The 18,446-nt window shown below is 68.6% G+C and carries 16 protein-coding genes and 3 tRNA genes; 3 read left to right on the forward strand and 16 right to left on the reverse strand.

Features of this window, described 5'->3' with window-relative positions:
* Positions 1–26: 26 nt before the first annotated feature.
* From rpoB to rplJ, 3 genes are all read right to left on the reverse strand, one after another.
* A complete protein-coding gene (gene rpoB / locus ABD259_RS09680) occupies positions 27–3,494 on the reverse strand; it encodes a DNA-directed RNA polymerase subunit beta (protein WP_344161575.1) in 3,468 nt (1,155 codons plus the stop codon).
* A 794-nt stretch (positions 3,495–4,288) separates the two neighbouring features.
* A complete protein-coding gene (rplL, locus tag ABD259_RS09685) occupies positions 4,289–4,678 on the reverse strand; it encodes a 50S ribosomal protein L7/L12 (RefSeq protein WP_017621527.1) in 390 nt (129 codons plus the stop codon).
* A gap of 99 nt (positions 4,679–4,777) precedes the next feature.
* Entirely contained in the window at positions 4,778–5,302 is a 525-nt protein-coding gene (gene rplJ, locus ABD259_RS09690) for a 50S ribosomal protein L10 (RefSeq protein ID WP_344100437.1), read from the reverse strand.
* Between the two features lie 492 nt (positions 5,303–5,794).
* Between rplJ and ABD259_RS09695 the strand changes: the two genes are divergently transcribed.
* Complete coding sequence (locus ABD259_RS09695) at positions 5,795–6,643, forward strand: SCO4651 family lipoprotein (RefSeq protein ID WP_344100439.1); 849 nt, start codon at positions 5,795–5,797, stop codon at positions 6,641–6,643.
* 163 nt (positions 6,644–6,806) lie between these two features.
* On the opposite strand, the gene rplA is transcribed toward ABD259_RS09695, so the two are convergent.
* The 5 genes from rplA to ABD259_RS09720 all read right to left on the reverse strand — a co-directional run bounded on the left by rplA (position 6,807) and on the right by ABD259_RS09720 (position 9,717).
* Positions 6,807–7,484 carry a 50S ribosomal protein L1 gene (gene rplA / locus ABD259_RS09700; protein ID WP_344100441.1) on the reverse strand — a complete coding sequence of 226 codons (678 nt, stop codon included), beginning with the start codon at positions 7,482–7,484 and terminating at the stop codon, positions 6,807–6,809.
* 76 nt (positions 7,485–7,560) lie between these two features.
* Positions 7,561–7,989, reverse strand: a complete 429-nt coding sequence (gene rplK / locus ABD259_RS09705) for a 50S ribosomal protein L11 (RefSeq protein WP_344100442.1) — start codon at positions 7,987–7,989, stop codon at positions 7,561–7,563.
* A gap of 308 nt (positions 7,990–8,297) precedes the next feature.
* Positions 8,298–9,113 carry a transcription termination/antitermination protein NusG gene (gene nusG, locus ABD259_RS09710; protein ID WP_017618629.1) on the reverse strand — a complete coding sequence of 272 codons (816 nt, stop codon included), beginning with the start codon at positions 9,111–9,113 and terminating at the stop codon, positions 8,298–8,300.
* Positions 9,114–9,277: 164 nt separating this feature from the next.
* A complete protein-coding gene (secE, locus tag ABD259_RS09715) occupies positions 9,278–9,529 on the reverse strand; it encodes a preprotein translocase subunit SecE (protein ID WP_344100447.1) in 252 nt (83 codons plus the stop codon).
* Between the two features lie 115 nt (positions 9,530–9,644).
* Positions 9,645–9,717: transfer RNA gene (locus ABD259_RS09720), tRNA-Trp, on the reverse strand.
* A 227-nt stretch (positions 9,718–9,944) separates the two neighbouring features.
* On the opposite strand from ABD259_RS09720, the gene ABD259_RS09725 reads away from it, so the two are divergent.
* Positions 9,945–11,153, forward strand: coding sequence for a pyridoxal phosphate-dependent aminotransferase (locus tag ABD259_RS09725; protein WP_344161577.1), 1,209 nt, complete (start codon positions 9,945–9,947; stop codon positions 11,151–11,153).
* Positions 11,154–11,318: 165 nt separating this feature from the next.
* Positions 11,319–12,344 carry an adenosine deaminase gene (locus ABD259_RS09730; protein ID WP_344161580.1) on the forward strand — a complete coding sequence of 342 codons (1,026 nt, stop codon included), beginning with the start codon at positions 11,319–11,321 and terminating at the stop codon, positions 12,342–12,344.
* 78 nt (positions 12,345–12,422) lie between these two features.
* Here ABD259_RS09730 and ABD259_RS09735 read toward each other — a convergent pair whose 3' ends face one another.
* The 8 genes from ABD259_RS09735 to ABD259_RS09770 form a co-directional block, all read right to left on the reverse strand.
* Positions 12,423–13,013 (reverse strand): TMEM165/GDT1 family protein, encoded by a 591-nt coding sequence (locus ABD259_RS09735; RefSeq protein ID WP_344100453.1) that lies wholly within the window; start codon positions 13,011–13,013, stop codon positions 12,423–12,425.
* A gap of 310 nt (positions 13,014–13,323) precedes the next feature.
* The gene (locus tag ABD259_RS09740) at positions 13,324–14,397 is read right to left on the reverse strand and encodes a UDP-N-acetylmuramate dehydrogenase (protein WP_344100455.1); all 1,074 of its coding nucleotides are present in this window, start codon (positions 14,395–14,397) and stop codon (positions 13,324–13,326) included.
* 127 nt (positions 14,398–14,524) lie between these two features.
* The gene (locus ABD259_RS09745) at positions 14,525–14,953 is read right to left on the reverse strand and encodes a MaoC/PaaZ C-terminal domain-containing protein (RefSeq protein WP_344100457.1); all 429 of its coding nucleotides are present in this window, start codon (positions 14,951–14,953) and stop codon (positions 14,525–14,527) included.
* Between the two features lie 18 nt (positions 14,954–14,971).
* A complete protein-coding gene (locus ABD259_RS09750) occupies positions 14,972–15,433 on the reverse strand; it encodes a MaoC family dehydratase N-terminal domain-containing protein (protein WP_344100459.1) in 462 nt (153 codons plus the stop codon).
* A gap of 241 nt (positions 15,434–15,674) precedes the next feature.
* Entirely contained in the window at positions 15,675–15,842 is a 168-nt protein-coding gene (gene rpmG / locus ABD259_RS09755) for a 50S ribosomal protein L33 (RefSeq protein ID WP_017618621.1), read from the reverse strand.
* Between the two features lie 107 nt (positions 15,843–15,949).
* A tRNA-Met gene (locus ABD259_RS09760) sits at positions 15,950–16,025 on the reverse strand.
* Between the two features lie 114 nt (positions 16,026–16,139).
* Positions 16,140–16,215: transfer RNA gene (locus tag ABD259_RS09765), tRNA-Thr, on the reverse strand.
* A 118-nt stretch (positions 16,216–16,333) separates the two neighbouring features.
* On the reverse strand, positions 16,334–18,430 hold the full coding sequence (locus ABD259_RS09770; protein WP_344100461.1) for an AAA family ATPase: 2,097 nt from the start codon (positions 18,428–18,430) through the stop codon (positions 16,334–16,336).
* Positions 18,431–18,446: the final 16 nt, after the last annotated feature.

Consider the following 18,446-nt stretch of genomic DNA (forward strand, 5'->3'; position numbering starts at 1 on the left):
TCCCCTGCTCTTGAAGATCGCGGAAGTTAGACCTCTTCGACACTGCTCGGCTCGCGCCGACCAAGGTCGATCCCCAGTTCTTCCGCTGCACGGAAGACGTCCTCATCTGTGTCCCGCATCTCGATGGACATACCGTCACTGGACAGCACCTCCACGTTCAGACAGAGCGACTGCATCTCCTTGATGAGCACCTTGAAGGATTCAGGGATGCCCGGTTCGGGGATGTTCTCGCCCTTGACGATCGCCTCGTAGACCTTCACGCGGCCCAGGACGTCGTCCGACTTGATCGTGAGCAGCTCCTGCAGGGCGTAGGCGGCGCCGTAGGCCTCCAGCGCCCAGACCTCCATCTCGCCGAAGCGCTGGCCACCGAACTGCGCCTTACCGCCCAGCGGCTGCTGGGTGATCATGGAGTACGGGCCGGTGGAGCGCGCGTGGATCTTGTCGTCGACCAGGTGGTGCAGCTTGAGGATGTACTTGTAGCCGACGGAGATCGGCTGGGCGAACGGCTCGCCGGTACGCCCGTCGTACAGCGTGGTCTTGCCGTCCGGGCCGATCAGGCGCTCACCGTCCGCGTTGGGGAGGGTGGAGGCCAGCATGCCGCCGATCTCGTCCTCGCGCACACCGTCGAACACCGGTGTGGCGACCTTGGTGCCGGGCACGGCGGACTCGACGCCGATCTCGCGAAGCGCGCGCTTCCACGGTTCGTCCTCGCCGTCGACCTCCCAGCCGTTCTTGGCCAGCCAGCCGAGGTGGACCTCCAGCACCTGCCCGACGTTCATACGACCGGGAACGCCCAGCGGGTTGAGGATGATGTCGACCGGCGTCCCGTCGGCCATGAACGGCATGTCCTCCTGCGGGAGGATCTTGGCGATGACGCCCTTGTTGCCGTGGCGGCCGGCGAGCTTGTCGCCGTCGGTGATCTTGCGCTTCTGCGCGACGTAGACGCGCACCAGCTCGTTGACGCCGGGCGGCAGCTCGTCGCCCTCGTCGCGGCTGAAGACGCGCACGCCGATGACCTTGCCGGACTCACCGTGCGGAACCTTCAGGGAGGTGTCGCGCACCTCGCGCGCCTTCTCACCGAAGATGGCGCGCAGCAGCCGCTCCTCCGGGGTCAGCTCGGTCTCACCCTTGGGCGTGACCTTGCCGACGAGGATGTCGCCGTCAACGACCTCGGCACCGATGCGGATGATGCCGCGGTCGTCGAGGTCGGCCAGGACCTCGTCGCTGACGTTGGGGATCTCGCGGGTGATCTCCTCCGGGCCCAGCTTGGTGTCGCGGGCGTCGACCTCGTGCTCCTCGATGTGGATCGAGGACAGGACGTCGTCCTGCACCAGGCGCTGGGAGAGGATGATCGCGTCCTCGTAGTTGTGGCCCTCCCAGGACATGTAGGCCACGAGCAGGTTCTTACCGAGCGACATCTCCCCCTGGTCGGTGGAGGGGCCGTCGGCGAGCACCTGGCGCTCCTCGACCCGCTGCCCCTCGATGACGATGGGGCGCTGGTTGAAGCAGGTGCCCTGGTTGCTGCGGCGGAACTTGCCCAGGCGGTAGGTCTTGCGCGAGCCGTCATCGGCCATGACGGTGACGTAGTCGGCGGTGACGTCCTCGACGACACCGGCGCTCTCCGCCAGGACGACCTCGCCGGCGTCGGTGGCGGCACGGTACTCCATGCCGGTACCCACGACCGGGGCCTCGGCGCGCAGCAGCGGCACCGCCTGGCGCTGCATGTTGGAGCCCATGAGCGCGCGGTTGGCGTCGTCGTGCTCCAGGAACGGGATCATGGAGGTCGCGACCGACACCATCTGGCGCGGCGAGACGTCCATGTAGTCGACCTCGTCCACGGAGGCGAGCTCGAACTCCCCGCCCTTACGGCGGACCAGGACACGGTTGGTCTCGAAGTTGCCGTCGGCGCTGACCGGGGTGTTGGCCTGCGCGATGACGAAACGGTCCTCTTCGTCGGCGGTCAGGTAGACGACCTCGTCGGTCAGGCGGCCGTCGACCACCTTGCGGTACGGGGTCTCCACGAAGCCGAAGGAGTTGACCCGGCCGTACCCGGCCAGCGAGCCGATCAGACCGATGTTCGGGCCTTCCGGCGTCTCGATCGGGCACATGCGGCCGTAGTGCGACGGGTGGACGTCGCGCACCTCGAAGCCGGCGCGTTCGCGGGACAGACCGCCCGGACCCAGCGCCGACAGGCGGCGCTTGTGGGTCAGACCCGCCAGCGGGTTGGTCTGGTCCATGAACTGCGACAGCTGGCTGGTGCCGAAGAACTCCTTGATGGAGGCGACGACCGGCCGGATGTTGATCAGGGTCTGCGGCGTGATGGCCTCGACGTCCTGGGTGGTCATGCGCTCCCGGACGACGCGCTCCATGCGGGCCAGGCCCAGCCGGACCTGGTTCTGGATGAGCTCGCCGACGGTGCGCAGGCGGCGGTTGCCGAAGTGGTCGATGTCGTCGGTCTCGATCGGGAGGGAGCCGTTGGCGGTCTCCAGCTCCTCCTCACCGGCGTGCAGCCGGACGAGGTAGTCGATGGTGGCGACGATGTCGTCTTCGGTCAGCGTGCCCTGGGTGTACTCGGCATCGACCCCGAGCTTCTTGTTGATCTTGTACCGGCCGACCTTGGCGAGGTCGTAGCGCTTGGGGTTGAAGTACAGGTTCTCCAGCAGCGCCTGGGCCGACTCCTTCGTGGGCGGCTCACCCGGACGCAGCTTGCGGTAGATGTCCAGCAGCGCGTCGTCGGTACCCGCGGTGGGGTCCTTCTCCAGCGTGTTGCGGATGGACTCGTAGTGGCCGAAGCGCTCCAGGATCTGGTCGGTGGTCCACCCCAGCGCCTTGAGCAGGACGGTGACGCCCTGCTTGCGCTTGCGGTCGATGCGGACACCGACGAAGTCGCGCTTGTCGACCTCGAACTCCAGCCAGGCGCCCCGCGACGGGATGACCTTGCATCCGTACAGGTCCTTGTCGGAGGACTTGTCGATCTGGCGATCGAAGTACACGCCCGGCGAACGGACCAGCTGCGACACGACGACACGCTCGGTGCCGTTGATGATGAAGGTGCCCTTGACGGTCATGAGCGGGAAGTCGCCCATGAACACCGTCTGGCTCTTGATCTCACCGGTGTCGTTGTTGATGAACTCCGCCGTGACGAACATCGGGGCGGAGTAGGTCATGTCCTTGTCCTTGCACTCCTCTTCGGAGTACTTGGGCGGCTCGAACCGATGGTCGCGGAACGAGAGCGACATCGTGCCCGAGAAGTCCTCGATGGGACTGATCTCCTCGAAGATCTCTTCGAGACCGGACTGCTCCGGAACGTCCTTACGGCCGACGTTACGGGCCGCCTCCACTCGGGCACGCCACTTCTCGTTGCCGAGCAGCCAGTCGAACGAGTCGGTCTGCAGGGCGAGAAGGTTCGGGACCTCGAGTGGTTCCTGAATGCGAGCGAAAGAAACGCGGTTCGGACCAAGGGCGTTAGCGGAGGCGTTGCGCGAGGCTGCCAACAGGGGTCCTTCCGAAGGCTTGTGGCGGTTGATGCGCGCGCACGCCGGACGACCCTAGGTGTCGGAGTACCGTCGAAGTCGGAGGCTCCGGTCTGGAGCACGTACGAGCAACGCCGAGATCACGAAGAATCGGACACAACGCACGGACACCGGCACACGGATCGTCAAAGGGCAGCGCAAAAGGGCAGTGTAGCCGAATACTACACCGCTGTCCAACCGTGGCCCCCGGAGTCATTCACGACACCACGCAGCATCGCCCCAACCGACGAATCCGTCAAGCCCGGAGGCCGCTTGGAGGGGCCTGTCGGCGCCGTGAGAGGTCCCACAGGCCACCGGGGGTGTGAACGACCGGACAACCGGGAAGGACCTGTAGGTCCAGGTGCCATCCGGTCGCCACCGTTCCCAGTATCCCGGACATCGGAGACACGGGCCAAACGCGATCAGTCGGTCATGGCGGAGTCACGCGGAGACACGAAACGGCGCAGGACCTTTCCCCACGCCCCATCGGCTCCACCCGCACGGCGACGCGGCACGCCCGGAACCCAACCGCTTCGGTGGCATTCGGTCCGGCCCGACCGGATCCGGACACCGGGGTGCCCGGCTCGGAGGCGCCGGCGCCAAGCTGGACGTACAGGTCGTACACGGGGCGCCGCCCAAAAAGGGCGGGCGCCCACCGCGCGGATGGATGTCGGGGACGTCACGGAGGACAGCGGGATACAGCGAAGGGCGGTCACCCCGCGGAGGGGGACCGCCCTGGAGGATGCTGTGCGAAACAGCGGCGCAGTCCTGCTGGACTACTTGAGGGTGACCGTGGCGCCGGCGCCCTCAAGGGCGGCCTTGGCCTTCTCGGCGTTCTCCTTGTTGACGCCCTCAAGCAGCGGCTTCGGGGCGTTGTCGACCAGGTCCTTGGCCTCCTTCAGGCCGAGGCTCGTGAGGCCACGGACCTCCTTGATGACCTGGATCTTCTTGTCGCCAGCGGACTCAAGGACGACGTCGAACTCGTCCTTCTCCTCCTCAGCGGCGGCCTCGCCACCACCGGCGGCGGGGGCGGCGACAACGGCCGCGGCCGGGGCGGCGGCGGTGACGTCGAACTTCTCCTCGAACTGCTTCACGAAGTCGGCCAGCTCGAGAAGGGTCATCCCCTCGAACTGCTCCAGCAGCTCTTCGGTGCTGAGCTTCGCCATGATTGCGATCTCTCTTTCTCTAGCAACACGCGCGTCCGGCGACGCCGTGCCGAGCCTTGCCGTATCGGCGCGGACGCGCCGACAAGGGTCGTGGGTTTCTTAGGCCTCGTCCGTACGCTTGTCGTGCAGCGCCTGAGCGAGCCGCACGGTCTTCGACGGCAGAGCCTGGAACACGGCGGCGGCCTGGCCCTGCTTGGCCTTGAGCGCGCCGGCCAGCTTCGCGAGGATGACCTCGCGGGACTCAAGATCGGCCAGCTTGTTGATCTCGTCGGGCGACATCGCCTTACCGTCGATGACGGCGCCCTTGATCACCAGCGGCTTGTTCGCCTTCGCGAAGTCACGCAGTCCCTTGGCGGCCTCGACCACGTCACCGTGGACGAAGGCGATGGCGGAGGGACCCTCGAACAGGTCGCCGACCTGCTCGCCAAGACCAGCCTCATTGGCGGCGATCTTGGTCAGCGTGTTCTTCACGACGCGGAAGCGCGCGTTCTGGCCGAGGCTACGACGCAGCTCGCTGAGCTGCGCCACAGTGAGCCCCCGGTACTCGGCAAGCACAGCGCCCTGCGAGTCACGGAACTCCTCCGTGAGCTCGGCGACCGCGGCTGCCTTATCCGGCCTCGCCATGGGACTCCTTCCAACAGTGAACGCCGGTGGTTCCCAAGGGACCAGGTGATAGCGGGCGAGGGCATGAAAAAAGCCCCGGCGCAGGCGCACGGGGCGGGGGAATCCTCGACGGCCCGCGGACGGACACAGCCGTCCGCATGGGACAGGGATCACCACAGCTCTCAGCACACCTGCGCAGGCCGCCCACTTCACGTGGGACCTTAGGTCACCCGTTGGGTGACGACCGGCGGTCTTCGGCAGTTCCCCATGCTAACCGATGACCGGCGGTGCGGCGAACGGAGCCGGGGCCGGTGGCGCGGCGGACGCCGACTCCGCGCCGCAGGACGATTCGACAGCGGCTCGGTCGCACTCCGGTCTCAGCTCGCGGACAAGCCGGGCTATGCGTCCGTTTCGACACACTTAGGTGGAATCATGGGGTATGCCGCGTCCCTGCGGCCCCATGTTCCCCGCTCATGGGTTTCCCCTACATCCGAGAGAAAGCCGAACAACGCAGTGCGATCCCGTATCCCCGCTCTGGTCGCCGCTGGCGGCCTCGCCCTTGTCACCTCCGCATGCGGCGGCGGTGCCGCCGAGGACACCCCCGAGAAGACGCACGAGGCCGAACCGCAGCAGGAGTCCGCGGCGGACAAGAAACCCGGCGACATCTTCTCGCTGTTCGGCGAGAAGACGGCCGAACTCGACAACTACCGGGTCGACGTCGAGATGACCATGGAGGACGAGGACATCGGCACCTTCCACCCGTCCTTCTCGTACCAGGTCATGGACGATCCGGAGGCGACACGCATGGAGGTCGACCTCGGCGAGGAGTTCGCCGCCGCCATGGTGGAGGCCATGGGCGGGCAGGAGCCCCCGGGCGGCCTCGACGCCCTGACCCGCACCACCCTGGTCTACGTGGGCGACGACATCTACGTGAAGAACGACCACGGGCTCCACGGGGACGCCCCCTGGGTGCGCTCGACCACCGAGTCCCGGGAGGACATGCCGGACTTCGAAATCGACGACTTCGTCGAGCTCACCGAGGCCCTGGCCGGTGTCGAGGACGTGAAGGACTCCGGGACCGAGGAGGTCAACGGACAGGAGACCACCAAGTTCACCGGCTCGCTGACCCAGGAGTCCATCGACGCCACCGAGGACGCCGACCAGCGCGAGACCCTCAAGGAGCTCTTCGACGGGGACATCGAGGGCGAACTCGTGTTCAACGTGTGGGCCGACGAGGACAGCGTCCCGCACCGCATCACCCTGAAGGACGACGAGGTCGACATGGAGATGGAGTTCTCCGAGATCGGCGAGGTCTCCTTCGACATCCCCGCCGATGACCAGATCGGTGAGATGCAGGCCTGACCCGCTTCTTCCGCCCCTTCGGTGGCGCGCGAGACCGGAGGGGCGGGCGGGGCAGACGGAGTGCGGTCCGGTCGGCACGGACATGACCGCGCCCCTCGACACAGCAGCGGCGGCCGGGGAAAACCCCGCCCGCCGCTGTTCGCTGTGCGTGCCCCTGACGCGATCAGACCTCGAGCGGGATGCCCGGGCCCATGGTGGTGGTCAGGGTGGCCTTCTTGATGTAACGGCCCTTCGCGGCGGACGGCTTGAGGCGCTGCACCTCGTCGAGCGCCGCGTTGTAGTTCTCGACCAGCTTCTGGTCGTCGAACGAGAGCTTGCCGACGATGAAGTGCAGGTTCCCGTGGCGGTCCACGCGGAACTCGATCTTGCCGCCCTTGATGTCGGTCACGGCCTTGGCCACGTCCGGGGTGACGGTGCCGGTCTTCGGGTTCGGCATCAGGCCCCGCGGACCGAGCACGCGGCCGAGGCGGCCGACCTTGCCCATGAGGTCCGGGGTGGCGACGACCGCGTCGAAGTCGAGGAAGCCGTTCTGGATCTCCTGGACGAGGTCGTCGTCGCCGACGTAGTCGGCGCCCGCGGCGCGCGCCGCCTCCGCCCGATCACCGGTGGCGAAGACCAGGACCCGAGCGGTCTTGCCGGTGCCGTGCGGCAGGTTGACGGTGCCGCGGACCATCTGGTCCGCCTTGCGCGGGTCGACACCCAGGCGCAGGGCGACCTCGACGGTCGCGTCGAACTTGACGGTGCTGGTCTCCTTGGCCAGCTTCACCGCGTCGGCCGGAGCGTAGACCTTGTTGCGGTCGATCAGCTCACTGCTCTTGCGGTGGTTCTTGCTGCGCTTCACGAAAATCTCCTGTGAGACGTGTGGTCCTGGGCCAGCGCCTGACCCTGCCACGGATGTATGAGGGACGCCGGACGGGCTACTTGATCACGATGCCCATGGAGCGGGCCGTGCCCGACACGATCTTCTCGGCCTTGTCCAGGTCGTCGGTGTTGAGGTCGGGCAGCTTGGTCTGCGCGATCTCCCGGACCTGGTCCTGGCTGATGGAACCGGCCGTGGTGCGGCTCGGGTCCGTGGCGCCCTTGTCGATACCGGCGGCCTTGAGGATCAGCTTCGGAGCCGGCGGCGTCTTGGTGATGAAGGTGAAGGAGCGGTCCTCGAAGATGGTGATCTCAACGGGGATGACGCTGCCGCGCTGGGCTTCCGTCGCAGCGTTGTACTGCTTGCAGAAGTCCATGATGTTGACGCCGTGCGGACCGAGAGCGGTACCGACGGGCGGAGCCGGCGTGGCCTGGCCAGCGGGAAGCTGAACCTTGACGAGGGCCGCAACCTTTTTCTTCGGAGGCATTTCGGGTCCTTTGCCTAATCTGCTGTGTTTGCCTGGGCCGATCCGCGCCGCTTACGCGAAGCAGCGGGGTGCGCGGATGGTGGGCCGGGCGGTCGCACGAACCGCGCCGGACGAACACCATCACCCGCGTGGAGTAGCGCGCCCCTGCCAGGCCCAGGGCGGAGCGCGAATAATGCCCCGCGTGAGCGGGGCACGACGGGCCCACCCCAGCAGGGCGGACCCATCAAGTCTACGCGCCATCGGACGATGGCCGCGCCGCGGGAGGTCTCCAGCGGGCTATCGGAAGCCCCGCGGCGCGCGGAGACGGGTCAGATCTTGGAGACCTGGTTGAAGGCGAGCTCGACCGGGGTCTCGCGACCGAAGATCGACACCAGCACCTTGAGCTTCTGGGTGTCGGGGTTGATCTCGCTCACAGTCGCCGGAAGCGTGGCGAAGGGGCCCTCCATGACGGTGACCGACTCGCCGACCTCGTAGGCGACGTCCGAGCGGACCTCGGGCTTCTCCTTCTTGGTCTCCTCCGGCTCCTCCTCTGGCTCGGGCGCGAGGAGGTCGGCGACCTCCTGCAGGCTCAGCGGGGCCGGCTTGTTGGACAGGCCAACGAAGCCCGTAACGCCCGGGGTGTTGCGGATCGCCGACCAGGATTCGTCGGTGAGCTCCATCCGGACCAGGACGTAGCCGGGCAGCACCTTCTCGGTGACCTGCTGCCGCTTGCCGCTCTTGACCTCGGTGACCTCCTGGGTGGGCACCTCGACCTGGAAGATGTAGTCCTCCATGTTGAGCGACTGGGTGCGGCTCTCGACGTTGGCCTTCACCCGGTTCTCGTAACCGGCATAGGTGTGCACGACGTACCAGTCGCCAGGAAGCAGCCGGAGTTCCATCTTGAACTCCTCGACGGGGTCGAGCTTGGGCAGCTCGGGCGCAGCGGCCTCCCCCGCCTCACCGTCGACGGCCTCGTCACCGTCGTCGGCGGCGTCGCCCTCGATGGTGTCGGCGGCGTCGCCGGTCGCACCGGCGTCGGACGCCTCGGGCTCCACCTGCTCGGCGTGCTGACCGGTCGCTTCCTCCGACGACTGATCAGTTTCCTCAGCGGGGAGGTCGTCAGAGGTCAGTGGGGACTCGGACACGGCTGCTCTTTCTCTCGTCGGTTAGGCGCTCGCGGATCGGCGCATCCATCGGTAGCGCCGGTGCCGGTTTCTGCCAGCTTACGGTCTCATCGGCCGGGATGGGACCAGGCCGGACACAGCGAGCGCGCCGTGCCGCGTATCAGCCCCGGATTGTGGGGCCCGGATCAGGCCTCCGGGCTGCCGAACGTGCTGTAGAGCCAGGTGACGGCTTCACCGAAACCGAAGTCGAGCAGAGAGACGTACCCGACCAGGATGAGGACGAACACGATGACGACGATCGTGTAGGTGATGAGCTCGCGGCGTGTAGGCCAGCGAACCTTGCGAAGTTCGCCGACGACCTGCTTGCTGAAGGTCAACGGACCCGTACGACGCTTGCGCTCCTTTTCGGGCTTCGCGTCGGCGTCAGTCTGTGTCACCTGAAGTCCTTAGGAGTCGTCGGTCCGTCCGGCACCATTCTCGGCGTGAATCTCCCGCTTGTGGCGGAGATCCCGGCGCGCTCGCCCGCGAGACGCCGCCGTGAGGAGCTATTTGCAGGGCAGGAGGGACTCGAACCCCCAACCGCCGGTTTTGGAGACCGGTGCTCTTCCAATTGAGCCACTGCCCTTCGGGTACCGCATTTCTCGGCTGCCTGGCCAAGATAGCCGCGTTCCCACGATAGCCGCAACAACGAGGACGGGGCACAGTGAATCGCACGACGCGTCCCGCCTCCGTGGCGACCATCGGTTGCCAGAGTCTATGCCCATCGGCGACCCAAGACCAACCCGGCGCTCGGGGGCCGGTAGTCCCCACCTTCCGGGAAACCACCCGGCACCTCATGCAAGCATGGGATACATGACTGACCGACCTCGTATTTCCGAACGCATCGGCGGCATCTCCGAGTCGGCGACCCTGGCCGTTGACGCCAAGGCCAAGGCCATGAAGGCGGCCGGGCGCCCCGTCATCGGATTCGGCGCCGGGGAGCCCGACTTCCCCACCCCCGACTACATCGTGGAGGCGGCCGCCAAGGCGTGCCGCGAACCGCGGTTCCACCGCTACACCCCGGCGGGGGGCCTGCCGGAGCTCAAGGAGGCGCTGGCCGCCAAGACCCTGCGTGATTCCGGTCTCAAGGTCGACCCGGCGCAGGTCCTGGTGACCAACGGCGGCAAGCAGGCCATCTACGAGGCGTTCGCCACACTGCTCGATCCGGGCGACGAGGTCATCGTCATCGCTCCGTACTGGACGACCTACCCGGAGTCGATCAAGCTGGCCGGGGGCGTGCCGCGCTATGTGGTCACCGACGAGTCCACCGGCTACCTGGCCACCGTCGAGCAGCTGGAGGCCGCGCGCACCGAGCGCACCAAGGTGCTGGTGTTCGTCTCCCCGTCCAACCCGACCGGCGCGGTCTACACGCCGGACCAGGTCCGGGAGATCGGCCAGTGGGCGGCCCACAACGGGCTGTGGGTGCTGACCGACGAGATCTACGAGCACCTCGTCTACGGCGACGCGAAGTTCAGCTCCATGCCGGTCGAGGTTCCCGAGCTGCTCGACCGCACCATCATCGTCAACGGCGTCGCCAAGACCTACGCGATGACCGGCTGGCGGGTCGGCTGGGTCATCGGCCCCAAGGACGTCGTGAAGGCCGCGAGCAACCTGCAGTCGCACGCCACCTCCAACGTCGCCAACGTCTCGCAGGCCGCCGCGCTGGCCGCCGTCTCCGGCCCGCTGGACGCGGTCGCCGAGATGCGCGCCGCGTTCGACCGGCGCCGCCGCACCATCGTCCGGATGCTCAACGAGATCCCGGGCGTGCTGTGCCCTGAGCCGCAGGGCGCGTTCTACGCCTACCCGTCGGTCAAGGGGGCGCTCGGCAAGGAGATCCGCGGTAAGCGCCCGCAGACCTCCACCGAGCTCGCCGAGCTGATCCTTGAGCAGGCCGAGGTGGCCGTCGTTCCGGGTGAAGCGTTCGGCACCCCGGGCTACCTGCGACTGTCCTACGCGCTCGGCGACAGCGACCTGGCCGAGGGCGTCGGCCGCATCCAGAAGCTGCTGAGCGAAGCGGAGTAGCGGCAACCGCGGCCTGCTCCTCCCCTCTTCCCGGGCCCTGGAACCCGCGGGTTCCAGGGCCCGCGTGCGTCCGCCCGCCGCCCCGGCGGTCGGTCCCGCTGGCGAGCGATCCTTTTCCTGGGGGACCTTGTGACGGCGCCGGCCGTCGTGCGGCACCCTGGTTGCATGGCACGCCCGATCACCCAGCTACCCAAGGCCCACCTGCACCTCCACTTCACCGGCTCCATGCGCCATTCGACGCTGGTGGACATGGCCCCGGAGCGCGGGGTCCATCTCCCGCAGGCGCTGGTCGAGGAGTGGCCGCCGCGGCTGCGGGCGACCGATGAGCGCGGCTGGTTCCGGTTTCAGCGCCTCTACGACATCGCCCGGTCGGTGCTGCGCCGACCCGACGACATGTACCGGCTTCTGCGCGAGGCCGCCGAGGACGAGCGTGCGGCCGGTTCGGGGTGGCTGGAGATCCAGGTGGACCCCAGCGGGTACGCGGCCCGCTTCGACGGCCTCACCGCCACCCTGGAGCTGATCCTGGACGCCGCGCGCGTGGCGGAACGGGAGACGGGCGTCGGCATCGGGATCATGGTGGCGGCCAACCGCACCAAGCACCCCCTGGACGCGAAGGCGCTCGCGCGGCTGGCCGCCCAGTACAGCGGCCGGGGTGTGGTGTCGTTCGGGCTCAACAACGACGAGCGGCGCGGCCGGGCCCTGGAGTTCGAGGGCGCGTTCCGGATCGCCCGGCGCGCCGGTCTGCTGTCCGCCCCGCACGGCGGGGAGCTGGCCGGGGCGCGCAGCGTCCGAGAGTGCCTGGACGAGCTCGCCGCCGACAGGATCGGCCACGGCGTCCGCGCGGTCGAGGACCCCTACCTTGTGGAGCGGATCGCCACCCAGGAGGTCACGTTGGAGGTCTGCCCGACCTCCAACGACGCCCTGGGGGTGTTCGAGGAGATCGAGCACGTGCCGCTGCGGTGGCTGTTCGACGCGGGTGCCCCGATCGCGCTCGGTGCCGACGACCCCCTCCTGTTCGGCCCCCGGCTCGCCGAGCAGTACGAGATCGCGCGCACCGTGTTCGGCTTCTCCGACCCCGAGCTGGCCGAGTTGGCGCGGATGTCCATCCGGGGCTCGGCCGCGCCCGACGCCCTGAAGAAGGAGCTGCTGGACGGCGTGGACGCCTGGCTGGCGACGCCTCCGCCCCAGTAACCCCGTTGTTCTCGGCGATATCGACCGAATTTTAGCGGGAATCCCGTCGATATCGCCGAGATCATCGGAGGTCGGGAGTCAGAGGGCGAGCGTGCGCAGCGCTTCCAGCAGCATGCCGCCTCCGGCGAGGAAGAACAGCACCGCGGCGCCCACCTGGATGGCGCGTTCGGGGAGTTTCTTGCCGAGCACCGCGCCGAGTCCGATCGCGATGGCGTCGGCGGCGACCATGCCGAGTGTGGAGCCGATCCACACGGGGAGCCAGTGGTACTGGGTGCCGACGGCGATCGTGGCGAGCATCGTCTTGTCGCCGAGTTCGGCGGCGAAGAACACCACGACGACGGTGATGAGCGCTGAGGGGATGCGCCGCGATGCCGCGCGCTCCTCGTCCTTGGGGGTGAGGTCGTCGCCGCGCAGCGTCCACAGGCCGAAGAGGATGAAGGAGGCTCCGGCGATCAGCGTGACCCAGTGGGTGGGGATGGCCAGGCCGAGCACTTCCCCGATGAGGACGCTGAGACCGTGGACCGCGACGGTCGCGACGGTGATGCCGAGCAGCACGGTCCACGCCCGGTAGCGCGTGGCGAGGGACATCGCGACGAGCTGGGTCTTGTCCCCCATTTCCGCGATGAAAATCGCCCCGGTTCCAACCGCCAGTGCGGTGGCGAACTCCATGATCGTCCCGCTTCCCTTTCCACGTCGCGCTGCGGCGCACCGGGCGGAAGCGGAAAACGGACGGCTCGCTTCGACCCGGAACGCAGTTCCGGACCGAAGGTCTCGTCCGCCTGTGGAGGTGGAGGCTCATGCGACCGGGCCGATGTCGTCGGCCAGTGTGTCGATCGCATGGATTAGGGACTACTCCCCTTCGACGAATCGGACTTTATACGCCAATAAAGGGAATTGCAATTTCTGGGAATGGCCAATCCATTCCTGAAGAAGGCCGAATTTCCGAGTTCGGCGCCCCGAAAACACAGGCTCCTGGCGCCTAAAGCCGGACTCCGATCAGCACGGGCTCGTTGACCAGCGCCACACCGAACGCCTCGGCCACCCCGCCGCGCACCTCGCGGGCCAGCCGCAGCAGGTCCTCGGTGGTGGCGCCGCCGGGGTTGGTCAGCGCGAGCGTGTGCTTGGAGGAGATCCGGGCGGGGCCCAAGCCGTAGCCCTTGTGGAAGCCGGACCGGTCGATCAGCCAGGCCGCGGAGAGCTTCATTCTGCCGTCGCCAGCGGGGTGGGCCGGCGCCGCGGTGTCCGGGCCGAGCCGCTCGGCGACGCGCTTGGTGAACTCGGTGAACGCCTGGGCGTCGAGGATGGGGTTGGTGAAGAAGGACCCGGCGCTGCGCGTGTCGGGGTCGGCGGGGTCGATCACCATGCCCTTGCCCTTGCGGAGCGCCAGGACCGTGCTCCGCGCCTCGGCCAGCGGCACCTGGTCTCCCGCTTCGACACCCATGGTGCGGGCAACCTCGGCGTAGCGGATGGGGCGGCTCAGGTCGGAGCGGGTGAGTTCGAACACGACCTCGCACACGACGTAGCGGTCGCTGCCCTTGAAGACGCTGTCGCGATAGGTGAAGCCGCAGGCGGTGTTGTCCATCACGCGACGCTCGCCGGTGTGCCGGTCCCACACCAGCACCTCGGTGATGGTCTGGCTGACGTCCTGGCCGTAGGCGCCGACGTTCTGGATGGGGGTGGAGCCGACCCGCCCGGGGATACCGGAAAGGCACTCGATCCCGCTGAGCCCTTCGGCGACGGTCTGTTCGACGAGGGGATCCCACTCCACCCCGGCGTCGGCGCGCAGTCGCACGGTGTCGTCCCGGCTGCCCGGCTCCACCGTGACGCCCTGCGAGTCCACGTGGATCACCGTCCCGGCGAACCCGGCGTCGGCGATGACGAGGTTGCTGCCGCCGCCCAGGACGAGCAGCGGCTCACCGGCGGCGTCGGCGGCGGTCACGGCGTCCACCAGCTCGGCGGTGTCGCGGGCGGTGACGAACCGCCCGGCGGGGCCGCCGAGGCCGAGGGTGGTGTAGTCGGCCAGCCGAACGTCGGACTCGGTGTGAACGGACACGTGCTACCTCTGTGGGACGGGGAACGGTTGCGGCTCCGCGGCCGCGGCCGCGGGTGTGCGGCCGCGTGCGCCGGGAGCGGGGGCGGACGATGGCATCGGGCTCGGCCCGCGGTCGAGGAGGGCCGCCTCAGGCGAGCCGGACGACGGCGTTGGCGCGGACCAGCACCTTGGCGCCGCCGGAGCGGGCGGTAAGGGCGATCACGACCTGGTTGTCGTCGCGTTTCTCCTTGACGACGCCGCTGACGGTCAGCTCGGCGCCCTCGTCGTCATCGGGCACCACGACGGGCGCGGAGAACTTCACACCGTACTCGACGAGGGCGCCGGGGTCGCCGACCCAGTCGGTGACCAGCCGACCGGCCTCGGCCATCGTGAACATGCCGTGCGCGATGACGTTAGGCAGGCCCACGGACTTGGCGACGCGCTCGTTCCAGTGGATCGGGTTGAAGTCGCCGGAGGCCCCGGCGTAGCGGACCAGGTCGAGGCGGCGGACCGGGTAGACCTGCTCGGGCAGCTCGGTACCGACCTCGACATCGGCGTAGCGGACGTTGGCGGCCATGGTGTGCTCCCTGCTGTGCTACTTCTGGTCCGTGGCGGCCTCGCCGCGCACCACGAGCATGTTCACGGACGTCACGACGTGCTCGCCCTCGATGCTGGAGATCTCGCTCTCCAGTGTGACCATCTCGGTGGCACCGAGGTTCTTGATCTCGGCGATCCGCGTCACGGTGTCGACGACGTCGCCGGCCAGCAGGGGACGGCTGTAGCGGAAGGTCTGCTGCCCGTGGACGACCAGGGAGAAGTCGAGGCCCAGCTCGGGATCGACGGCGGCCTGGGAGGCGGCGTCCATGCCGAGGATGATGGGAAAGGTCGGCGGGGCGATGACGTCGGGATAACCGGCGGCCTTGGCCGCCTCGATGTCCGTGTAGAGGGGGTTCGTGTCCTGGATGGCGTCGGCGAACTCCCGGATCTTGCCGCGGGTGACCTCGTAGCTCTGTGCCGCCCGGTACTCCCGTCCCACACAGTCGCGGTTGATCGCCAATGGACTCCCTCTCAAAGCCGATGATGGGCCGCGTCCGGCTATGCGGGCCCCCTTAACACTAATAGCCCAGTGAGCTGCGACGCTCACTGGGCTATCTGCGCGTATATCGCCGTAGAACCGCCGCTGATCCGGCCATCGCGCCCGGGCGGACCGTCACTGGCGGACGCGGCCGGGGCGGGAGAGGCGATCCCGCGGGGCAGTTGGGTCCGGGGCGCGCGGCGCTTCCGCTGCGCGGGCGGGACTAGCGGGTCTCGCGGTGCTCGGAGTGCTGCCGGCAGTTCGGGCAGAACTTCTTCAGCGAAAGACGGTCGGGGTTGTTCCGACGGTTCTTGCGCGTGATGTAGTTACGGTGCTTGCACTCCTGGCAGGCCAGGGTGATCTTCGGCCTCACATCGGCGGTGGCAGCCACGTCGGAGTGCCTTTCTCGCTGGAATCCAAACTGACAACTAACTGCTAACGCAGCACACTGCAAAAGACCCGCGCTGACCCCTGACACGGGGACAGGGGTCTCGCAGGTGGTAGCGGAGGCCGGACTTGAACCGACGACACAGCGATTATGAGCCGCTTGCTCTACCGACTGAGCTACTCCGCCTGGATACCCGGGCGCCCCGGATCCGCAGTGAAAGGATACCGGAGGCTCGGCTCGACCGGCGAATGAGATTCCGCCGGCCACCCACCTGAGTGGACCGGAAGCTCAAACAAGTGGTGGAGCCCCTTTACGGAATCGAACCGTAGACCTTCTCCTTACCATGGAGACGCTCTGCCGACTGAGCTAAAGGGGCACGCTCCCGCGGCTTTCCCCCGGGTTTCCGGGGTTCCGCCCTTCGCGTTGGTGATGACTATACAGGGGTTTCGGGGTGCTCTGCCAAATCGAACGCCGAGGACCCCCGCCACCGGCCCTCACCCACCGTACTGACCTGGGGCGTCGACCCAAACGTTGGACGTCGCGTCGCGGTGGATCGTGCGGATCGTGGCGGGCAGGCCCAGCCGGATCAGGGCGTCGGGCAGCCGGGTGTCGTGCGTGAACACGATGATTTGGCGGTGGCGGCCGACTTCCGCGAGCACCGCGGACAGCCCCTCCACGGTCTCGGTGTCCATGGCCTGCACCGGATCATCCAGTACCAGGAAGCCGAACGGGTTGCCCGGGATCAGGGTCCGCGGCAGGCACACCGACAGCGCCAGCGCCTGGAACTCGCCCTGGCTCAGCAACCCGGGCGCGTTGCCGTCGTTCTCCACGCCGTCCACGGCGACCTCCACGGCCATCCGCCGCTGCATTCCACGGCCAACCAGGCGCAGCCGCTCCAGGTCGATGTGGCGCTCCTGACGCAGCCGCTGCCAGACGTGTTCGGCCTGGGCCGCGAGCGGGCGCAGGCGTTCGGCCCGGATCTCGCCAGCCAGGCCGGTGAGCCAGTGCAGCGCCTGCTCGGCGGGGATCAGCGTCTCGTGCGCACGGGAGGCCGCGCGAGCGTCGTCGATCCAAGCGGAGAGCTGCTCGGCCAGGTCGGCCCAGCCGTCGGTGGGGTCGTCCAAGCGTTCACCGGCGGCCCGCCGGGCGCTGGTGGCCGCGGCGCGGAAGCGGCGCCCCACGGTCTCGATGTGGTCGGCCAGCTCACCCAGGTCGGTGATCTTCGTGCCCGCCTCCCACTGCGCCCAGACCTGCCCGAGCTCGCTGTCGGCGGGCAGCCAGGAGGGCATCGGCGCCAGCAGGAACCGGGCCTTGTCACGCGCCTCCTCGGCGCGCTCGTAGGCGGCCGCGGCGCTCGCCGCGATGGGTTCCAGCTTCGCGATCTCCGCTCGGGCCTGCCGGGCCCACTCCGGGCCGAGGACGCCCTCGGCGTGGCACGTCGGGCAGCCGGACTCTTGGGGGTGGCGCTGGTGGTGCTCCAGAGCCTGGCTGAGCAGCGTCACGACGCCGCGCGCGCGGTCGCCCTTGGTGCCGGCCGCCATGGCCAGTTCCATCGCCGCTCCGCGCAGCTCGTTGACGACGTCGCTCATCAGGGACCGCTCCGGTACCGACATCCGGCGCAGCCGTCGCAGGACGAGCTGCTGGCCGGGGTCGGCCGGACCGTCGTCGGCAGCGATGGACGCGAGCCGGTCGAGGTCGATGGACGCGGACGCAGGCGTGAGCAACTCCACAGCGCGCGTGGCGCGGGGGTCCCTGCCGCTCTTGAGCCGGGAGATCAGGTACGGCAGGTCGCGGCTGGGGCGATCCTGCACCTTGGCCAGGCGGTCGCAGGCCTTGGCGAGGCGGCGCTCGGCCTCGGCGAGCTCGGTGAGGCCGAGGAGCGTCGTGATGGTGTCGTACAGCTCCACGGCGCGTCCGGTGACGGTACGGCCGAGCTCGTCGTAGGAGAGGAACGGCCGGTACCGGGCGAGCTCCGGGTCCAGGCCGAGGCTGCGCAACGGGGCGGTCATACCGGAGTGCGTCACCACCTCGCCCCGGGCGGAGCGGACGCTGTCGCCGGTCCAGTGGCGGGTGACGCGGGTAGGGCCGGGATCGCCGTCCATGTGCAGCTCGACGCTGACCTCGGTGCTGTCGTCGAAGTGCAGGTTGCGCCAGCCGTCGCGCCAGGCCGTGGGCATGGCGTCCCAGCGGGGGTTCCGCCCGGTCAGCGCCGCCTGGGCGGCCTCGGCGAAGCTGGACTTCCCCGATCCGTTGCGACCGACGATGACGGTCAGGCCGGGGCCGGGCGGGAATTCCAGCTGGGCCGGGCGGCCGATACCGCGGAACCCCTGGACTTCGATCCGTCCCAGATAGCTCCGGCGCAGCTGCGGCCGGGGCGGCGGGGTCCGCACCTCGTCCGCGAGCCCATCGACCGTCTCGCCTCGGGCAAGGGCCGCCACAGCGTCGTCCCCGTGCAGGGCGGCAGCCACCCACTGCCGCGCCGTGGCACCCAGAGAGGACTCGGCCAGGCGCTCCAGAACCTCCAGAGCCGACTCGCCGCCGTCGTCCTGACCAGCGTCCTCATCGGAGAACGTCGCAGGGATTGTCGCCACCGCCGATCACCCCACC

The organism is Nocardiopsis rhodophaea (assembly GCF_039530945.1).
GTDB classification, from domain to species: Bacteria; Actinomycetota; Actinomycetes; order Streptosporangiales; family Streptosporangiaceae; genus Nocardiopsis_C; species Nocardiopsis_C rhodophaea.

Excerpts from the sequence above, each read along its gene's own strand:
- rplL (WP_017621527.1), bottom strand. The coding sequence starts at position 4,678 with ATGGCGAAGCTCAGCACCGAAGAGCTGCTGGAGCAGTTCGAGGGGATG.
- rplJ (WP_344100437.1), bottom strand. The coding sequence starts at position 5,302 with ATGGCGAGGCCGGATAAGGCAGCCGCGGTCGCCGAGCTCACGGAGGAG.
- rplK (WP_344100442.1), bottom strand. The coding sequence starts at position 7,989 with ATGCCTCCGAAGAAAAAGGTTGCGGCCCTCGTCAAGGTTCAGCTTCCC.
- ABD259_RS09725 (WP_344161577.1), top strand. The coding sequence starts at position 9,945 with ATGACTGACCGACCTCGTATTTCCGAACGCATCGGCGGCATCTCCGAG.
- ABD259_RS09730 (WP_344161580.1), top strand. The coding sequence starts at position 11,319 with ATGGCACGCCCGATCACCCAGCTACCCAAGGCCCACCTGCACCTCCAC.
- ABD259_RS09735 (WP_344100453.1), bottom strand. The coding sequence starts at position 13,013 with ATGGAGTTCGCCACCGCACTGGCGGTTGGAACCGGGGCGATTTTCATC.
- ABD259_RS09745 (WP_344100457.1), bottom strand. The coding sequence starts at position 14,953 with ATGGCCGCCAACGTCCGCTACGCCGATGTCGAGGTCGGTACCGAGCTG.